Genomic DNA, 16,677 nt, shown 5'->3' on the forward strand with positions numbered 1-16,677 from the left:
AGCTTTTCACAACCCTGTTCGGTATGCCCTTCCGGGCAACGGTCAGTTGCAGACGACCCATGTCTCGCCGTCCCGTGTCAATTGCCAGGTATCCGTCGTCTCGCCCTTGCCGTCGTCGGCGCTGACCCGGACCTCCGCCCGGGCACGATCCCCGTTGACCTCGGACGATTCGACGCCCTTCAGTGTGATCTCGCCTTCCCGGTCGCGGAGCACCGACCGGTCGTCGGACCACGACGAGCAGACCAGCGTCTTCTGCAGATCGGCGTCGTCGTGGTTGTGGGCCTGGATGAAGTCGGCGACCGAGCGGTTGATGCGGTCCGCTTCCGTGACGTTCTCGTCGGCGGGCGAGAGCCTGCTGGACACGACGATGGCAACCAGGATGACGACGATGACGGTGACGGCGGCGATGAACGGCACCGCCGTGGTGCGGCGGGGATCCACCGGATCTTCGGTGCCTCCCGCGTCGCGCTGGGGCGATTCGCTCGAACCGGACATGACTTCCCTTCGATCTCGGCGTGGCCACGAGTGTATAGAGCAGCCCCTACAAATCTTGTTTGTGACCCCCCAACGCGAAGACGACTACCCTCTACAGGGGTGCGTCCCGAGAATGGGCTCTGCCCTGTCTGCCGCACCTCGGCCACCCGATTAGGCTGGGCTTAATTTAAGCTGAGGTTTCGTTGTCCGCCCATCAGAAGGTAGTTCCCTCCAGATGACTGATCAGACACGTCCGTTGCGCGTTGCGATCGTGGGTGCCGGCCCCGCCGGTATCTACGCAGCCGACGCTCTCATGAAATCCGATGCCGCGTCTGACGGCGGGATCAGCATCGACCTCTTCGAGCGGATGCCTGCCCCCTTCGGTCTGATCCGGTACGGCGTCGCACCCGACCACCCGCGCATCAAGGGCATCATCACCGCCCTGCACAAGGTGCTCGACAAGCCGTCGGTGCGCCTGCTGGGCAACATCGACTACGGCAGCGACATCACCCTCGAAGACCTGCACAATTTCTACGACGCGGTGATCTTCTCCACCGGCGCCAACGCCGACCGTGCCCTGAACATCCCGGGCATCGAACTCGACGGCAGCTACGGCGCCGCCGACTTCGTCTCCTGGTACGACGGCCACCCCGACGTCCCGCGCACCTGGCCCCTCGAGGCCGAGAAGGTCGCCGTCCTCGGTGTCGGCAACGTCGCCCTCGACATCGCCCGCGTCCTCGCCAAGACCGGCGACGAACTGCTGCCCACGGAGATCCCCGCCAACGTCTACGAGGGACTCAAGGCCAACAAGGCCGTCGAGGTCCACGTGTTCGGCCGCCGCGGACCGGCGCAGGCCAAGTTCACCCCCCTCGAGCTGCGTGAACTCGACCACTCCCCGACGATCGAGGTCATCGTCGATCCCGAGGACATCGACTACGACGAGGGCTCCGAGCAGGCGCGCCGCAACTCCAAGCAGGTCGACATGGTCGCCAACACCCTGCAGGACTGGGCCATCCGCGACGTGGGCAACCGTCCGCACAAGCTGTTCCTGCACTTCTTCGAATCGCCCACCGAGGTGCTCGGCGAAGACGGCAAGGTTGTCGGCCTGCGCACCGAGCGCACCCAGCTCGACGGCACCGGCAACGTCAAGGGCACCGGCAAGTTCAACGACTGGGACGTGCAGGCCGTTTACCGCGCGGTGGGCTACCTGTCGCAGAACATCGCCAAGCTCCCGTTCGACGAGCAGGCAGGCACCGTCCCGAACGAGGCCGGACGCGTCATCGCCGACGACACCGCCGAGGGCAACGACCGGTTCATGCCCGCCACCTACGTCACCGGCTGGATCAAGCGCGGCCCGGTCGGCCTGATCGGCCACACCAAGGGCGACGCGAACGAGACCGTCGCGAACCTGCTCGAGGACCGGTCCGGCTTCGCCGAGCCCGCCAACCCGTCCGAGGACGCGATCATCGAGTTCCTCGAGGGCAAGCAGGTCCCGTACACCACGTGGCAGGGCTGGTACCGCCTCGATGCGCACGAGCGCAGCCTCGGCGAGCCCGAGGGCCGTGAGCGGATCAAGGTCGTCGAGCGCGAGGACATGCTCAAGGCCAGCGAGCCCGACAAGGCCTGATCTTCCGAATCGGTGTGAAGGGAACCTCCTGCGGGGGTTCCCTTCCGTCGTCTCAGGCCAGGTGTGACGACAGCGCCCGCAACGCCGTGAGCAGTTCCCCGGCGGACATCGCGTGGTCGGGGTCGACCAGCCACTGCTCCGCGACGCCGAGCAGCAGCGCCTGGTAGAGAGCGCCCAGTGTGTGTGCCCGGCCGGGCTCGATGCCCGCGTCACCGAAGAGTTCGACCAGCCCTTCGCGGGCGTCGGCGGTCGACGCCACCAGGTTCTTTCTCAATTCCGGCAGGGAGTCCAGGTGCCCGAGCAGTTCGAACTGCAGCATCCACAACCGACGATGGGCGGTGAACGACTCGATGACACCGGCCCAGATGGCTTCGAATCGTTCGGTCGGACTCATGCCGGGTTCGATCTTCTTCGCGGCGGCCGTCGCGAGGTCGTCACCCCAGCGCTCCATCTCCCGGTACAGGGCGGCGTGGAGCAGCGCCTCCTTGGTGCCGAAGTGATAGCCGATCGCCGCGAGGCTCACCCCGGAGGCCGACGCGATGTCCCGGGCAGTCGTCCGCGAGTAGCCCTTGTCGTACAGGCTGCGCGCGGCACCGTCGATCAGGTCTTCGCGATTTCCCATGACCTCACCCTAAAGAGTCTGAGACGTATGTGTAGGACGCTTGTACCAGCACTCGCGCACCGCTCCGCCACGCAGCGTGTCCCCCGCACAAGGCAGGATATAAGTCGTGTTTGACGCCCATGTTCACATCATCGACCCCCGGTTCCCGGTGGTCGAGAACCACGGCTACTTGCCGGAGCCGTTCACCATCGCCGACTACCGGGCGCGCACGGAAGGCTTCGGTGTGGATGGCGGCGCCGTCGTCACGGCCTCGTATCAGGGCACCGATCAGAACTACCTGAAGGCGGCGCTCGAGGAACTCGGCCCCAGCTGGGTGGGCGTCACCCAGATGGAGCCCGACGCCACCGACGAGAGCATCCTCGAACTCGACAGCGCCGGGGTGCGGGCCCTCCGATTCAATCTCCGGCGCAGCGCGACCGACGTGAAGCTCCTCACCAAACAGGCCCTGCGCGCATACGAGCTGGCCGGCTGGCACGCCGAGTTCTACGTGGACGCCACGCTGCTGCTGTCGCTCGAGCCGGTGTTCGCGAAGCTCCCCGCCGTGTGCATCGACCACCTGGGGATGTCGACACGGGGTCTGCCGTACCTGCTCGACCTGGTCGACCGCGGAGTTCGGGTGAAGGCCACCGGGTTCGGGCGGACCACCATCGAGGACGTCGGCGACGTGCTGCGCAAGATCCATGCCGTCAACCCCGAGGCGCTGATGTTCGGCACCGACCTTCCGGGTAGTCGTTCCCGAAGAGTGTTCCAGGACAGCGACATCGACATCGTCGCGGACGCGGTGGGTGACGACTTCGACGCCGTCATGGGCGGCAACGCACGCGCCTGGTACCGCTGCGACGCTCCCGGAGGAACCTGCTAGCACGCAGGACCCGTGTCAACACCCTTCCATCTGCACGCCGTTCATCGACACCATCTCGGCCACCGGCGGCGTCTGTGGCTGCGCCACCAGCCACGTGTTGTAGTTCTGCATCTCGTCGCAGTCCAGCTGTTCGCGGCGTTCCTGCCGCCGCTCACGCTGCCGATCGTCCATCTGGTCGTCGTTCCGGTCGACCGCGATGGCACCGGTGCTCGATCCGTTGGCCTGCCGTTCGAGCCCCCGGACGCCGTCGGCGGTCATGATCCAGCCGAGGGTGTAATCGGCGCCGTCGTGATTGGTGGTTGCGCGGAACATGCCTTCCTCCGCAGCGGCCGGGTGGGCCACGAACGCCTTGTCGGGCATGCCCGGCGCGCTGACCTGCCCCGTCACGGTGCCGTCACTCATCGACGCGGTGAGTGTGGCTCCGTCCGGCGAAGACAACGTCGCCTTGTCGCCGTCCATGGTGCCGGTCATCCACTTCCACATCTGATCACCGTCGCACAGGAAGGCGATCATGTCGTCCCCGGACCGGGCCAGCGCGACGTACGCGTCGGATCCGTCGACCGCACCGACGTAGGTCGGCTCCATCTGCGGGGTCATCACGAAAGGTGACGGAACCTTCTCCATCATGTTCGACGCGGGCGCCGCTTCGCCGCTGCTCGTGGCGGCTGCGCTGGTCGTGCTCGGCGCCGCCGAGTCGGACGAGTCGTCGCCGCAGCCGCTCAGGGAGAGGGCCACGGCAGCGAGGGGCACCAGGATCCAGGTCGTCTTCTTGTTCACGGCGTATTCCTCCGCTGGCCGGGAAGATCAACATCCGCATTTCATCATCGCAGGTGGAGGGCGCTTCTGGATACCCCTCCGCGACGATTTCGAACGACCTACGTCGCGACCACCGCTGCCAGCCACACACCCGAGGCGATCAGGGCGCCGAGCAGTTCGATCAGCATCGACAGTCCGACGGCCTTGCAGGCGTGCCACGTCGACGCCCACGCCCGGTTGTGCGCACGCAACCGGTAGAGCTCGGCCACATACGTTCCCGCGATGAAACCGAGGAACAACCCCACCACGGGAACGACGAAGAACCCCACGATCCCGGCCAGTCCGCCGACGATCAACGACCTGCCGGTAACCCCGGCGGTGCGCATCCGTTTACCGGGCCAGGTGTATTTGACGACGCCGCTGATCACGAGGAACACCGTTGCGACCGCGAATACCGTCCACGCCGTCGCGCCACCGGTCATGATGGCCCACACCAGGATTGCCGCGAAGATGAGGATCGTGCCTGGCAGGATCGGGATGACGATTCCGACGAGCCCGATGACGATGGCCAGGCCGACGAGGAGTTCGGCGCCCGGACTCACGCGACGGGCTCGACGCGGGACGCCGCCTCCCGCGCACGGCTGCGCGCGGTCTCGACGTCCGGTCCCGTGGACACGGCGACACCCATCCGCCTGCGCACGAAGCTCTCGGGCTTGCCGAACAGGCGGAGGTCCGTCTCGGGGACCGCCATCGCGTCGGCGACGCCATCGAAGCCGATACCGGTGGCGTCGACGCCGCCGTAGATCACCGCGGACGCACCGGGTGTCGTGAGGGTGGTGTCGACGGGCAGGCCGAGAATGGCGCGGGCATGCAGTTCGAATTCCGAGAGTCGTTGTGTCCGAAGGGTGACCAACCCAGTGTCGTGCGGTCGCGGACTGACCTCCGAGAAGTAGACGTCGTCGCCCTTCACGAACAGTTCCACACCGAAGATCCCGCGCCCACCCAGCGCTGCGGTCACCTTCTCGGCCACCTCCCGCGACCGGGCGAGTGCCGCGTCGCTCATCGGTTGCGGCTGCCACGACTCCACGTAATCGCCCGAGTCCTGCAGATGCCCGATGGGCTCACAGAAGAAGGTGCCCACCTCGCCGTCGGCGCCGATTGCCCGGACGGTGAGCTGGGTGATCTCGTAGTCGAAGTCGACGAACCCCTCCACGATGACGCGGCCGTAATTGATTCGGCCGCCCGCGAGCGCGTACTCCCAGGCCGTCTCGACGCCGCCGGTGTCGCGCACCGTGGACTGCCCCTTTCCGGACGACGACATCACCGGCTTGATCACGCAGGGAAAGCCGATCCGCTCGGTGGCCGCCCGGACCTCCTCGAGCGATTCGGCGAACTCGTAGGGCGACGTCGGCAGCCCCAACTCCTCCGCCGCGAGGCGCCGGATCCCCTCACGGTTCATGGTCAGCTGCGTCGCCCGTGCGGTGGGGATGACCACCGCGGTGCCGCGCTCCTCGACCGTGGCCAGCGCATCGGTGGCGATCGCCTCGATCTCGGGGACCACGAAGTGGGGTCGCTCCTCCTCGACGAGACGCAACAGCGCCTCCGGGTCGCTCATGTCGATCGTGTGCGCGCGGTGCGCCACCTGGTGGCCCGGCGCGTTGTCGTAGCGGTCGACGGCGATCACCTCGACCCCCAGCCGTTGGAGGGCGATGATCACTTCCTTGCCCAGCTCACCCGACCCGAGAAGCATCACGCGCGTCGCGCCTGCCGTCAGAGGTGTACCGAACCGTACGGGTGCCTGTTCACGCATGGTCACAACTATATGCGGGCACCGTTTCGCGCCGACGCCTACTTCAGCAGTCGCGACATCCGGCGGTCGGCGAGCACCTTGCCTCCGGTCTGACACGTCGCGCAGTACTGAAAAGACTTCTCCGCGAACGACACTTCCCGGATGGTGTCGCCGCAGACGGGACAGGGGAGGCCGGTCCGGGCGTGCACCCGCATCCCGGATCGCTTCTCCCCCTTCAGCCGCGCCGCGTCCTGGCCGAGCGACCTCTGGACGGCGTCGCTCAACACGGACCGCATCGCGTCGTACAGCACGTGCACCTGGTCTTCCGGCAGGGTGCGCGACGTGGCGAACGGGGAAATCTTTGCGGTGTGCAGGATTTCATCGGAGTACGCGTTACCGACGCCGGCGAGCAGCGACTGGTCGACGAGCGCATTCTTGATACGCGCCGACGTGGTGGACAGCAGTGCGGCGAACTCGGGTTCGGTGACGGCGAGGGCGTCGGGTCCGAGCCGGGCAATCCCCTCCACCTCCTGCGGGTCGTGCACCACCCACACCGCGAGCCGTTTCTTGGTGCCTGCCTCGGTGAGGTCGAACGCCGGCGTCGCGCCCTCCGGGGTGAAGAAGTGCACCCGCAGCGCCAGCGGACCCTTCCCCGGTTTCGGCGGCGCCGCCGACGGGTTGTCGGTCCAGCGCAACCAGCCCCCACGCGAGAGGTGGGTGACGAGCCACAACCCGGAACAGTCGAGCGCGAGGTGCTTGCCGAACCGGGCCGCACCCGTCACGTCGCGGCCCTGCAGGCCGGTGATCGGGGGGTCGAACGTCTTGAGCACGCTCAGGGCCGCCACGTCCACTCGGCCGACGACCGCTCCCACGGCATGTTCACGCAGGAACTCGGCTAACGCCTCCACCTCGGGCAGCTCGGGCATGGTCCCAGGCTAACGGTAGCGGAGCGCCGAAGTGTGGTCCTCCACGCTTTCTCACTCACCTGCGGAGGAGATAGGTGTCCATGATCCAGCCCTTGCGTTCGCGCAATTCTGCGCGAACCCGCTGGATCTCGTCCTCGACGTCGCGCAGTCGACCGGAGATCAGCACCTCGTCGGGTGTGCCGAGGTAGGCGCCCCACCAGATCAGGACGTCGTCGCCGGCGACCTGGGTGAACGTGCAATGGGCGTCGAGCATGACCACCGCGTTGTCGACGCCGTCGGGCAGACCCTCGGCCAGTCGCCTGCCGGTCGTGATGTGCACCGGTTCGCCGATCCGGTTGAGCACGATGCGGTGCTGCGCGGCCAGCGACTGCACGCTGGTGACGCCCGGAATCACCGAGTAGTCGAACGACACGTTGCCCCGGGCGAGCACCCGCTCGACGATCCGCAGCGTGCTGTCGTAGAGAGAGGGATCACCCCACACCAGGATCGCCCCGACCCCCGGCTCGGACGCGAACTCGGCCTCGAACAGCGCCGCCCGGCGCTCGTGCCAGTCGTCCACCACGCCCTCGTAGTCGGACGGCGTGCGGTCGCGGGGCGGATCGACGACGTCCACGACGCGGTACGGGCCGGCGACGTGCTCCTCGAGGATCGTGGTGCGGAGATCGACGAGGTCCTGCTTCTCGTCGCCCTTGCCGATGACGAAGAACACATCGGCCTTGTTCATCGCCTTGATCGCCTGGACCGTCACCTGGTCGGGGTCGCCGGCGCCGATGCCGATCACGAAGAGTTCACGCATGGGCGAAGGCTAGCGCTCGTGAGTGCGCAAGGAGTCCAGGGACCCGCAAACCACTCACGGGCGGCGGAGCCGCCTAAACTGGACGCCGTGACTGTGCCGACCCCGTACGAAGACCTGCTCCGACTCGTCATGGACACGGGTACCCCGAAGGCAGACCGCACCGGGACCGGCACGAAGAGCGTCTTCGGTCATCAGATGCGCTGGAACCTCGCGGACGGGTTTCCGCTGATCACCACGAAGAAGGTGCACCTCAAGTCGATCGTCTACGAACTGTTGTGGTTCCTGCGCGGCGATTCCAACGTGAAGTGGCTCCAGGACAACGGTGTCACGATCTGGGACGAGTGGGCGGACGCGGACGGCGAACTGGGCCCGGTGTACGGCGTGCAGTGGCGCAGCTGGCCGACCCCGTCGGGCGAGCACATCGATCAGATCACCCAGACCATCGAGACGCTGAAGTCGAACCCGGACTCGCGTCGCATCATCGTGTCGGCGTGGAACGTCGGCGACATCCCGCAGATGGCGCTGGCGCCGTGCCATGCGTTCTTCCAGTTCTACGTCGCGGACGGCAAGCTGTCGTGCCAGCTGTACCAGCGCAGCGCCGACCTGTTCCTGGGGGTGCCGTTCAACATCGCGAGCTACGCGCTCCTCACCCACATGGTGGCGCAGCAGGCCGGGCTCGAACCGGGCGACTTCATCTGGACGGGCGGCGACTGCCACATCTACGACAATCACGTCGACCAGGTCACCGAGCAGTTGAGCCGGGAGCCGTTGCCGTACCCCACGCTGAAGTTGAACAAGCGGGAGTCGATCTTCGACTACACCTTCGAGGACGTGGAGATCGTCGACTACCGGCACCACCCCGCCATCAAGGCGCCGGTGGCCGTCTAGTGGCGGCGCGGCAGGTCAAGCTGGTCTGGGCCCAGGGCGTCGGCGGCGTCATCGGCCTCGACAACACGATCCCGTGGCACGTCCCCGAGGACATGGCGTATTTCAAGCAGGTGACGCAGGGTCACCCGGTGATCATGGGCCGCAGGACGTGGGACTCGCTGCCGCCGAGGTTCCGGCCCCTGCCCGGGCGGCGCAACATCGTGATCAGCCGTCAGCCCGACTGGACTGCGGAGGGCGCCGAGTCCGCCGACGGGCTCGGCTCCGCGCTCGCGCTCACCGACGAGGACGTCTGCGTCATCGGCGGCGCCCAGATCTACACGGCGGCAATGCCGTTCGCCACCCAACTGCTGGTCTCCGAGATCGACGTCACGATCGACGGCGACGCCTGGGCACCCCCGATCGACGACTCCTGGCACGCGCAGGACACCGGTGAGTGGCTCACGTCGGCGAAGAACGGCACCCGGTACCGGTGGATCACCTACACGCGAGCATTACCTGCGAGGTAATCGAGAGCATTCGGCTTCGGCGCGAGTCTGAGTGACGTACCCGTTCACTCGTCTCACGTGAGGACCGCCGACATGATCGCCGCACTCGAAACCCGCACCGCTCTCTCCCCACTGCGCCTCGCCCTCCGCGTCGACGCCGTCGTCACCGGCGCCAACGGCGTCGCCTACCTCGCCGCCGCCACCGTGCTCGACGACGTCCTCGGCCCGACCGCCGGCTTCCTGCGTGCCATCGGCGTCTTCCTGCTCGTCTTCACCGCCGGGGTGTGGGCGGTGAGCGTGCCCGACCGTCCCTCGCGGGCCGCGGTGGAGGCCGTCGTCGTCGCGAACGTCGTCTGGGTGGGCGCGAGCGTGGCCCTGGTGCTCACGGAGTGGCAGCACCTCACCACCGTCGGCGTCGTCTGGGTGCTGCTGCAGGCCGTGGTGGTCGGCGCGTTCGCGGCAGCCCAGGGCTGGGCCGTCACCCGGCGCTGACCGGTCCCCTTTGCCGCCGCACCGTTACCCCATTCGACGGGTGACGGTGCGCGCAGTGGTTCATACTCACCTCATGGACAAGAAGTCACTGACCGCCCTTGCCCGTCAGCAACTGAAGTTGGCAGGCGGGACGTCCAGCGGCCGTAGTTCGCAGACCGTGTACGGCGGGCATCGGCGCAGCCTCCGACAGACCGTCATCGCCTTGGCCGCGGGTCAGAAGATGGCCGAACACGAGAGCCCGGGCGAGGCCACGCTGTTCATTCTCAGCGGCAAACTGAACCTCGTGTCCGGCGAGGACTCGTGGAAGGGTTCCACCGGCGACCTGCTGGTCCTTCCGACCGATCGGCACAGCGTCGAGGCGATCGAGGACGTCGCGTTCCTGCTCACCGTCGCCATGTGACGGTCGTGCTCGATCGTGTCGAGGAGTCCGTTCGAAGCCTGAACCCGGGTTACTTCGCGATCGTGATGGCCAGCGGCATCATCTCGGTGGGCATGAAGCTGGGAGGGTTCGACCTGATATCTGGGTGATCGGGCGTCACGTCGCGAACAAGGTTCCGGTGCGCTACGACGCCACCGTGTGGAGCATCGTCTTCCCACTCGGCATGGACGCGGTCGCGGGCATCTACCTGGGGCGTGCGGACCATCTTCCACTCGTCGGTATCGTCGGTAGTGCCGAACTGTGGTGTGCATTCACCGTGTGGTGCGTGGCGTTCGTCGTCATGGTGGTGCATCTCCGGCGGTCGGTGGTGCATGTCGGACCGGCAACAGCGAAGACGCAGGAGAACGCGTGACCGAATCCCAGCCCGTGATCGAGGTGTCCGTCGCCGCGGCGCCGTCGGTGGTGTGGCCTGCCCTGCGCGACCCTGAGTTGATCCGGCGCTGGCACGGCTGGGACTACGCCGGCCTGGCCGACGAGATCAGGGAAATTTACTTCGACGACGTGAAAGAGGACGCCGCCGCCTTCACTCTGGCCCTCAACGGCGCCGACAGGTTCAGCCTCCACGAGCACGAGGGCACCACGCTGGTGCGGATCACCCGCCCGCCCCGAAGCGGCGACCCCGCCGCCGACGACTGGTACGACGACGTCACCGAGGGCTGGACCACGTTCCTGCAGTTCCTCAAGTTCGGCATCGAGCGGCACGGACTCGCCGAGCGTCGCACGCTGTTCCTCGAAGGCCCGGTCGCGGAGCGTGATTCGGCGCGGCACCTGCTCGGCCTCGACAAACTCGAGGGCATGGCGGTCGGCGATCATTTCACCGTGGTCGCCGAGACGGGCGATCTGCTGCACGGGGTCGTGTGTTTCGTCGGCGAACACCAGACAGCGGTGAGTGTCGACGACCTCGGCCCGGGACTGTTGCAGTTCGGCGAGCAGCCCGTCAACGCGGCACGCCCCAACGGCGGTGCGCAGATCCTGCTGGCGGCCTACGACCTGGACGACGAGGAGTGGGCCGAACTCGAAGAGCGCTGGAGAGAGTGGTGGCAGGCCCGGCCGGGAGCCGGACCTGCCACCTGAGTTCTCGAAACGGTCAGGCGAGCACGGTGCCCAGCGTGGGCCACCAGATCGTGCTCTTGACGACGTTCGGTCCCACCTGATGGTTCAGCGAGCCGTACACCGCCGCCACGACCAGACCGCTGCCGAGCCCGGCGACCGGCGGCGAGGAGACGACCGTGGGAACCGCGACGTTGTTCTGGTCCAGCTTCACGATGCCGCTGGCACCGGTGGCGAAGCTGTAGTAGACGACGTCGAGTTCGGCGCCGGTCTGGTCGTTCGCGATGACGCCCGGTCCGCCGAAGAATCCGAAGCGGAACTGGTTGCTCATGTTGGTCGCCACGCCCGCGCCGTACAGCTGTCCGAGGACCGGACCGCCCTGCCCGGTGTCGGAGTACGCGGGGATCTGGAAGATCTGGCCCGGGAGGGCGATGTTCGTTGCCGCGGTGTCGGTCGGCGACGCGGCGAGTCGCTCGAGGGCGGCTTCGGCCTCGGGGTTACCGGCGGCGACGGTGCGCAGCGTCGCGATCGCGGTGGCCGGATCGACGACAGGGGCGGAATCTGCGGGCTGCGCCGACACGACACCGGTGAACATCATCGTCGCTGCCACTGCAGCGGTCAGACCTGCCGCGACCCGTCGTCCGAAGTGCCGTCGATTCATTCTTCTTCTCCCTCGTCACGTCAATGGGTAAGCATTAGTTCGAATGAGTAAACACTCGAGCCCTTATCGACGCCGCGGTTCGCGGCGTTACGCCGCCCCCCGACCTATGCTGCAGACATGGGATCGGACGGTGGGCACCAGGCGAGGATCAGTGAGTTTCGGGAGGGGCTCGCCGACGTGATCCCCACCCGCCGAAGTCTGCAGCGTCTGTTCGAGGCGGTCCTCGTGGTCGGGTCGGGACTCGAACTGGATTCCACCCTTCAACGCATCGTCACTTCCGCCACGTCCCTCCTCGACGCCCGGTACGGCGCGCTCGGCGTCCACGCCCCCGACGGGGGGCTTTCGGAGTTCGTCTACGAGGGCATCACGCCGGAAGAGCGCGCGCACATGGGCCATCTGCCCGAAGGCCTCGGTCTGCTGGGACTGCTGATCCACGACCCCCGCCCGGTGCGCCTCGCCAACCTGGCCGATCACCCGGGGTCGATCGGCTTCCCGCCCGATCATCCACCGATGAAGAGCTTTCTGGGCATGCCGATCATGATGCGGGGCAAGGTTTTCGGAAGTATCTATCTCACCGAGAAACTCAGCGGACCCGAGTTCACCGACGAGGACGAGGTGATCCTTCGTGCGCTCGCGACCTCGGCAGGCGTGGCGGTGGAGAATTCGCGGCTGTTCGAGGAATCGCGGACGCGGGAGCGGTGGTTGACGGCCGTCGCGGCGATCACGTCCCGGCTGATGGTCGGCGGATCACTCGACGAAACACTCCACACACTCGCCGCCGAGGTACGCGAACTGTCCAGCGGCGACGAGGTCTTCATCGTCGTCACGCTCGGCGAGGGCGCGGTGGTCGGCGCGGACAGCACGGTGCGGCCGCTTCGCAACAGCTTCCGAATCGCCACCCAGGCCGAGCCGTTCGCCGAGGTGCTGCGCTCCCGCACTCCCGCACTGCTGACGGGTCTCGACGGTCTCGCACCGTTCTCCGCCGAGGCGGGCCGGGCCGCGGTGCTGCCGTTGTCGACGGCGTCGGGGGTCGGCGGGGTCCTGGTGGTCACGGCGCGCGGCAACACCGCGTGGGATCCGGACGAGGTCGCCCGACTCGAATCGGTGGCCGACCTGGCTGCTGTCGCGGTGGAATTCTCCGATCAGCAGAGCAAGCAACGCCTGCTGTCGGTGCTCGCCGACCGCGACCGTATCGCGCGCGACTTGCACGACAACGTCATTCAGCGATTGTTCGCCACCGGCATGAGCCTGCAGAGCACGCACGCGGTCGGGGACGTTCCGGACGGCGTGCGCTCCATCGTGGCCACCGCGGTCGAGCAACTCGATCGGACGGTGCGCGAGATCCGCACCACCATCTTCGATCTGCAGGCCACCGGCATCGCGTCCGCGACCAGTCTGCGCCGTCGCCTCCTCGACGTGATCGGCGACCTCACCTCCCAGTCACCGATCGCGCCGAACGTCCAGTTCTCCGGCGCCATCGACACTCTCGTGCCCAGCCGCATTCACCAGCACGCGGAGGCGGTGCTGCGGGAAACCCTGAGCAATGCGCTGCGGCACGCGCGGGCCACCACCATCGACATCTCGGTGGTCGCTGGGGACGACCTCACCGTCACGGTCGCGGACGACGGCATCGGGATCGCCGACGGCGCCCGGCGCAGCGGACTGGACAACCTCGATCGGCGCGCCGAGCACTGCGGCGGCGTCTGCACCGTCGACGCCGAGGGTGGCGGAACCATCGTCACCTGGCGGGTTCCGTTGACGTGAGAAAGAATTCAGCGCTGGTTGCGTAATTCGGTGGCCAGCACGGCGGCCTGCGTGCGTCGTTGCATCCCGAGTTTGGACAACAGCCGCGACACATAGTTCTTGATCGTCTTCTCGGCGAGGAAGAGCCGCTCGGCGATCTCCCGGTTGGTGAGCCCCTCGCCGATCAACTCGAACACGGCGCGTTCCTGCTCGGACAGTTCCGCCAGGGGGTCTTCCCGGCGCGCGGACCTGATCCGGTTCATCAGCGCCGACGTCGCCCTGCTGTCGAGCAGCGAACCGCCCTCCCCCACCGTCCGCACGGCGGCAACCAGGTCGGTGCCGAGGATCTGTTTGAGGACGAATCCGGACGCGCCTGCCATGATGGCGTCGAACAGCGCCTCGTCGTCGGAGTACGACGTGAGCATCAGGCACTGCAGTTCGGGCAGGGCCGTGCGGAGGTCCCGGCACAGTTCGACGCCGTTTCCGTCGGGCAACCGGACGTCGAGCACGGCGACGTCGGCGCCGCTGCCCGGGATCCGTGCCATCGCCTCGCCGACGGACGCAGCCTCGCCGACCACCTCGAGGTCGGGCACGCTGCCGAGTAGATCGACCAGGCCTCGTCGCACGATCTCGTGGTCGTCGACCAGGAACACCCGCGTGGTCATATTTGCACCTCCACCGTCTTCTCCTCGAACCGTACCGCGCCGGCGACCGGTGCCCACCCCTCCGGGACCTCTCCCTCACGCATTCGGGACCTTCGACCCAAGCGCAGGCGCTGCGGCGCGCGGAAAGCTGAGGTTGCGGGGGAACACCCGGACACCACAAGTGGAGGTCGCGATGAACAGCTGGTCGCTCAGTGACATCGAGGTGGTCTCCCGCGCCATCGTCTCGGCCCCGTCGGTCCACGACACGCAGCCATGGGATCTGCGGCTCGACGGCAGGTGCGCGGAGGTCACGGAGCGTCGTGGATTCACGGACACACCACGCGCCGACCGCCTGATCTCGTGCGGTGCGGGTGTCGCGAACGTGGAACTCGCGTTGCGGGCGCTCGGCAAGAAAATCGAGACCGACCTGCTGCCCGATCCACGCAGGCCCGACCTCGTTGCGTCCGTTCGGGCCGTGGGCACAGCTTCCCCGTCGAGCACCGATCTGAGGTTGTTCTCCGCGATGGCCCGCCGCCGGAGCCATCGAGAAGCGTTCGCCGACATACCGGTTCCCGCGGCAACCATCGCCGACATCGTCGCCGCGGCGGAGACGGAGGGCGTCCGCGCTCGGCTACTCGCCGCGGACGAGGCGCCCGCGCTCGCCGACGTCCTTCTCTATTCCGCCGACCGGGTTCGGCAGGATCCCTGCCACCAGCGCGACCTCTTTCCGTGGACGTCGCACTGGCTGCCGCAGGGCGGTCACGAGTCGGTCGACGCGATCCACACCGTCGTCACCCGCGGCGTCCCCGACTCCGCACGGCTCGCCGCAGCCATCGAGAGCGAGACCGTCCTCGTGTTCGTATCGGACACGCAGGAGTCGATCGACCTGGTCCGCACCGGCATCGCGGTCGAACGGGCGTGGCTGACCGCCGTCGACGCCCGGCTGGGCGCCTCCATTCTCTCCCACCCGCTTCGCGTCGACGATTCGGCGCGCCGGCTGGCACGTCGACTCGACGTGCCGGGCCATCCACAACTGATCTTGCGAATCGGATACTGACAGAACAGAAACGGAGTGCCCTTGTGAGCCGCGTACTCACGGACCGCGAACTGCTGCACGAACTCGAGGACGTCGCCGAAGACAACGTCAACCGGCACCTCGTCATGGCCAAGGACTGGCATCCCCACGACTACGTCCCGTGGGACGACGGCCGCAACTTCGCGGCGCTGGGCGGCGACGACTGGAATCCGGAGCAGTCCCAGCTCAGCGACACCGCGCGGGCGGCGATGATCACCAATCTGCTGACCGAGGACAATCTGCCGTCCTACCACCGCGAGATCGCCCAGCACTTCTCACTCGACGGCGCCTGGGGCACGTGGGTGGGCAGGTGGACCGCCGAGGAGAACAAGCATTCGATCGTGATGCGGGACTATCTGGTCGTGACGCGAGGGGTCGACCCGGTAGCGCTCGAGCAGGCCCGAATGGACCACATGACCCAGGGCTTCGATCCCGGCGGCGGGTCCATGCTGGATTCGGTGTCGTACGTGACGTTCCAGGAATTGGCCACCCGGGTGTCGCACCGGAACACGGGTAAGGCGTGCGGTGATCCGATCGCGGACCGGATGCTCGCCCGGGTGGCGGCCGACGAGAACCTGCACATGATGTTCTACCGCAACATCGTCGGTGCCGCCCTGGACGTCGCACCCGATCAGGCGATTGCCGCGATCCACAAGGTGGTGACCAACTTCCAGATGCCCGGCGCGGGCATGCACAGATTCCGCCGCAACGCGGTCCTGATCGCGAAGGGCGGCATCTACGACCTCCGCCAGCACCTCGACGACGTCGTCCTGCCCGTGCTCCGCAAGTGGAACATGTTCGAGCGTAACGATTTCGGACCGGACGGCGAACGCTGCCGCGACGAACTCGCGGCGTTTCTGCAGAACCTGGAAGGCAAGGCCGCCCGGTTCGAGGAGTCCCGGGATCGCGCGCTCGCCCGCGAGGCACGCCGCGGCGAACGCGTCGCGGCCCGTTAACGCACCTCGAAGACCGGCGGGAACCGCGACGCGGCGTCGTCGAGTTCGGGCGCCGGAGCCCCCTTCAGGAAGCGGTCGACCATCCCTGCCACGAGGTCGTCGGTCGTGTCGACCACCTCCTGGCGGGGAGCCGTGCCGAGGCTGAAGCCGGCGGGCACGTCCATTCCGGGGGGATCGGGGATCGCCTGCGGGGCGTAATGTTCTGCCCCCAGAACCTGTCACGGCCTTCGGGGCTCTCGGCGTGACGCGAGTTGAGCACGCTGAGCAGTGGGGTGCCGGGATCCTGGGAGACGATCGGGCTCGCCGTGTTCGCGTACAGGAGCGCTCCGTCGACGTTGACGACGGGAAGGGAGCGGGTTTCGCCCGCGGCGAATCCGGCAGGATAGGTGACC

Annotated in this window: 22 protein-coding genes; 12 read left to right on the forward strand and 10 right to left on the reverse strand. The window is 67.4% G+C overall.

Going from position 1 to position 16,677, the window contains the following annotated elements; all coding sequences use genetic code 11:
- Positions 1–42: 42 nt before the first annotated feature.
- The gene (locus RHA1_RS10930; protein ID WP_009474906.1) at positions 43–495 is read right to left on the reverse strand and encodes an Rv0361 family membrane protein; all 453 of its coding nucleotides are present in this window, start codon (positions 493–495) and stop codon (positions 43–45) included.
- Positions 496–709: 214 nt separating this feature from the next.
- Between RHA1_RS10930 and RHA1_RS10935 the strand changes: the two genes are divergently transcribed.
- On the forward strand, positions 710–2,101 hold the full coding sequence (locus tag RHA1_RS10935) for an FAD-dependent oxidoreductase (RefSeq protein WP_009474907.1): 1,392 nt from the start codon (positions 710–712) through the stop codon (positions 2,099–2,101).
- Between the two features lie 52 nt (positions 2,102–2,153).
- Here the strand turns inward: RHA1_RS10935 and RHA1_RS10940 are convergent, their stop codons facing one another.
- Positions 2,154–2,723 (reverse strand): TetR/AcrR family transcriptional regulator, encoded by a 570-nt coding sequence (locus RHA1_RS10940; protein ID WP_011595032.1) that lies wholly within the window; start codon positions 2,721–2,723, stop codon positions 2,154–2,156.
- Between the two features lie 106 nt (positions 2,724–2,829).
- On the opposite strand from RHA1_RS10940, the gene RHA1_RS10945 reads away from it, so the two are divergent.
- The gene (locus RHA1_RS10945) at positions 2,830–3,585 is read left to right on the forward strand and encodes an amidohydrolase family protein (RefSeq protein ID WP_011595033.1); all 756 of its coding nucleotides are present in this window, start codon (positions 2,830–2,832) and stop codon (positions 3,583–3,585) included.
- Positions 3,586–3,600: 15 nt separating this feature from the next.
- Here RHA1_RS10945 and RHA1_RS10950 read toward each other — a convergent pair whose 3' ends face one another.
- The 5 genes from RHA1_RS10950 to cobF form a co-directional block, all read right to left on the reverse strand.
- Complete coding sequence (locus tag RHA1_RS10950; protein ID WP_011595034.1) at positions 3,601–4,362, reverse strand: hypothetical protein; 762 nt, start codon at positions 4,360–4,362, stop codon at positions 3,601–3,603.
- Positions 4,363–4,460: 98 nt separating this feature from the next.
- Entirely contained in the window at positions 4,461–4,943 is a 483-nt protein-coding gene (locus RHA1_RS10955) for a DUF456 domain-containing protein (protein ID WP_011595035.1), read from the reverse strand.
- Positions 4,940–6,151 carry a formate-dependent phosphoribosylglycinamide formyltransferase gene (gene purT / locus RHA1_RS10960; protein ID WP_011595036.1) on the reverse strand — a complete coding sequence of 404 codons (1,212 nt, stop codon included), beginning with the start codon at positions 6,149–6,151 and terminating at the stop codon, positions 4,940–4,942. The genes RHA1_RS10955 and purT overlap by 4 nt, the downstream gene beginning before the upstream one ends.
- A 38-nt stretch (positions 6,152–6,189) precedes the next feature.
- Positions 6,190–7,056 (reverse strand): Fpg/Nei family DNA glycosylase, encoded by an 867-nt coding sequence (locus RHA1_RS10965; protein WP_009474913.1) that lies wholly within the window; start codon positions 7,054–7,056, stop codon positions 6,190–6,192.
- 55 nt (positions 7,057–7,111) lie between these two features.
- Positions 7,112–7,852 carry a precorrin-6A synthase (deacetylating) gene (gene cobF, locus RHA1_RS10970; protein ID WP_011595037.1) on the reverse strand — a complete coding sequence of 247 codons (741 nt, stop codon included), beginning with the start codon at positions 7,850–7,852 and terminating at the stop codon, positions 7,112–7,114.
- Between the two features lie 87 nt (positions 7,853–7,939).
- Between cobF and RHA1_RS10975 the strand changes: the two genes are divergently transcribed.
- From RHA1_RS10975 to RHA1_RS11000, 7 genes are all read left to right on the forward strand, one after another.
- A complete protein-coding gene (locus RHA1_RS10975; protein ID WP_011595038.1) occupies positions 7,940–8,740 on the forward strand; it encodes a thymidylate synthase in 801 nt (266 codons plus the stop codon).
- Positions 8,740–9,246 (forward strand): dihydrofolate reductase, encoded by a 507-nt coding sequence (locus RHA1_RS10980; RefSeq protein ID WP_009474916.1) that lies wholly within the window; start codon positions 8,740–8,742, stop codon positions 9,244–9,246. The genes RHA1_RS10975 and RHA1_RS10980 overlap by 1 nt, the downstream gene beginning before the upstream one ends.
- Positions 9,247–9,318: 72 nt before the next feature.
- Positions 9,319–9,717, forward strand: a complete 399-nt coding sequence (locus tag RHA1_RS10985) for a hypothetical protein (RefSeq protein ID WP_011595039.1) — start codon at positions 9,319–9,321, stop codon at positions 9,715–9,717.
- Between the two features lie 73 nt (positions 9,718–9,790).
- Positions 9,791–10,117, forward strand: a complete 327-nt coding sequence (locus RHA1_RS10990) for a cupin domain-containing protein (RefSeq protein ID WP_005254209.1) — start codon at positions 9,791–9,793, stop codon at positions 10,115–10,117.
- Complete coding sequence (locus RHA1_RS52880; protein ID WP_272942755.1) at positions 10,114–10,245, forward strand: hypothetical protein; 132 nt, start codon at positions 10,114–10,116, stop codon at positions 10,243–10,245. The genes RHA1_RS10990 and RHA1_RS52880 overlap by 4 nt, the downstream gene beginning before the upstream one ends.
- The gene (locus RHA1_RS10995; protein ID WP_011595040.1) at positions 10,242–10,508 is read left to right on the forward strand and encodes an SLAC1 family transporter; all 267 of its coding nucleotides are present in this window, start codon (positions 10,242–10,244) and stop codon (positions 10,506–10,508) included. The genes RHA1_RS52880 and RHA1_RS10995 overlap by 4 nt, the downstream gene beginning before the upstream one ends.
- On the forward strand, positions 10,505–11,230 hold the full coding sequence (locus RHA1_RS11000) for an SRPBCC family protein (protein ID WP_011595041.1): 726 nt from the start codon (positions 10,505–10,507) through the stop codon (positions 11,228–11,230). The genes RHA1_RS10995 and RHA1_RS11000 overlap by 4 nt, the downstream gene beginning before the upstream one ends.
- A 13-nt stretch (positions 11,231–11,243) precedes the next feature.
- On the opposite strand, the gene RHA1_RS11005 is transcribed toward RHA1_RS11000, so the two are convergent.
- A complete protein-coding gene (locus RHA1_RS11005) occupies positions 11,244–11,867 on the reverse strand; it encodes a hypothetical protein (RefSeq protein ID WP_011595042.1) in 624 nt (207 codons plus the stop codon).
- Positions 11,868–11,984: 117 nt separating this feature from the next.
- Between RHA1_RS11005 and RHA1_RS11010 the strand changes: the two genes are divergently transcribed.
- Positions 11,985–13,631, forward strand: coding sequence for a sensor histidine kinase (locus RHA1_RS11010; protein WP_011595043.1), 1,647 nt, complete (start codon positions 11,985–11,987; stop codon positions 13,629–13,631).
- An 8-nt stretch (positions 13,632–13,639) separates the two neighbouring features.
- On the opposite strand, the gene RHA1_RS11015 is transcribed toward RHA1_RS11010, so the two are convergent.
- Positions 13,640–14,275: a response regulator transcription factor gene (locus RHA1_RS11015; RefSeq protein WP_011595044.1), complete on the reverse strand. Its 636-nt coding sequence runs from the start codon at positions 14,273–14,275 to the stop codon at positions 13,640–13,642.
- Positions 14,276–14,447: 172 nt separating this feature from the next.
- Between RHA1_RS11015 and RHA1_RS11020 the strand changes: the two genes are divergently transcribed.
- Both RHA1_RS11020 and RHA1_RS11025 read left to right on the forward strand, forming a co-directional pair.
- A complete protein-coding gene (locus RHA1_RS11020; protein ID WP_011595045.1) occupies positions 14,448–15,311 on the forward strand; it encodes a nitroreductase family protein in 864 nt (287 codons plus the stop codon).
- 23 nt (positions 15,312–15,334) lie between these two features.
- Positions 15,335–16,285 (forward strand): acyl-ACP desaturase, encoded by a 951-nt coding sequence (locus tag RHA1_RS11025; protein ID WP_011595046.1) that lies wholly within the window; start codon positions 15,335–15,337, stop codon positions 16,283–16,285.
- On the opposite strand, the gene RHA1_RS50400 is transcribed toward RHA1_RS11025, so the two are convergent.
- Positions 16,282–16,449, reverse strand: coding sequence for a hypothetical protein (locus tag RHA1_RS50400; RefSeq protein WP_011595047.1), 168 nt, complete (start codon positions 16,447–16,449; stop codon positions 16,282–16,284). The two genes, RHA1_RS11025 and RHA1_RS50400, sit on opposite strands and share 4 nt — an antisense overlap.
- Positions 16,450–16,677 lie beyond the last annotated feature (228 nt).

It is taken from the genome of Rhodococcus jostii RHA1, assembly GCF_000014565.1.
Classification (GTDB): Bacteria; Actinomycetota; Actinomycetes; order Mycobacteriales; family Mycobacteriaceae; genus Rhodococcus_F; species Rhodococcus_F jostii_A.

Excerpts from the sequence above, each read along its gene's own strand:
- cobF (WP_011595037.1), bottom strand. The coding sequence starts at position 7,852 with ATGCGTGAACTCTTCGTGATCGGCATCGGCGCCGGCGACCCCGACCAG.
- RHA1_RS10965 (WP_009474913.1), bottom strand. The coding sequence starts at position 7,056 with ATGCCCGAGCTGCCCGAGGTGGAGGCGTTAGCCGAGTTCCTGCGTGAA.
- RHA1_RS10985 (WP_011595039.1), top strand. The coding sequence starts at position 9,319 with ATGATCGCCGCACTCGAAACCCGCACCGCTCTCTCCCCACTGCGCCTC.
- RHA1_RS10990 (WP_005254209.1), top strand. The coding sequence starts at position 9,791 with ATGGACAAGAAGTCACTGACCGCCCTTGCCCGTCAGCAACTGAAGTTG.
- RHA1_RS11005 (WP_011595042.1), bottom strand. The coding sequence starts at position 11,867 with ATGAATCGACGGCACTTCGGACGACGGGTCGCGGCAGGTCTGACCGCT.
- RHA1_RS10935 (WP_009474907.1), top strand. The coding sequence starts at position 710 with ATGACTGATCAGACACGTCCGTTGCGCGTTGCGATCGTGGGTGCCGGC.
- RHA1_RS11010 (WP_011595043.1), top strand. The coding sequence starts at position 11,985 with ATGGGATCGGACGGTGGGCACCAGGCGAGGATCAGTGAGTTTCGGGAG.
- purT (WP_011595036.1), bottom strand. The coding sequence starts at position 6,151 with ATGCGTGAACAGGCACCCGTACGGTTCGGTACACCTCTGACGGCAGGC.
- RHA1_RS50400 (WP_011595047.1), bottom strand. The coding sequence starts at position 16,449 with ATGGACGTGCCCGCCGGCTTCAGCCTCGGCACGGCTCCCCGCCAGGAG.
- RHA1_RS10930 (WP_009474906.1), bottom strand. The coding sequence starts at position 495 with ATGTCCGGTTCGAGCGAATCGCCCCAGCGCGACGCGGGAGGCACCGAA.
- RHA1_RS10940 (WP_011595032.1), bottom strand. The coding sequence starts at position 2,723 with ATGGGAAATCGCGAAGACCTGATCGACGGTGCCGCGCGCAGCCTGTAC.
- RHA1_RS11015 (WP_011595044.1), bottom strand. The coding sequence starts at position 14,275 with ATGACCACGCGGGTGTTCCTGGTCGACGACCACGAGATCGTGCGACGA.
- RHA1_RS11020 (WP_011595045.1), top strand. The coding sequence starts at position 14,448 with ATGAACAGCTGGTCGCTCAGTGACATCGAGGTGGTCTCCCGCGCCATC.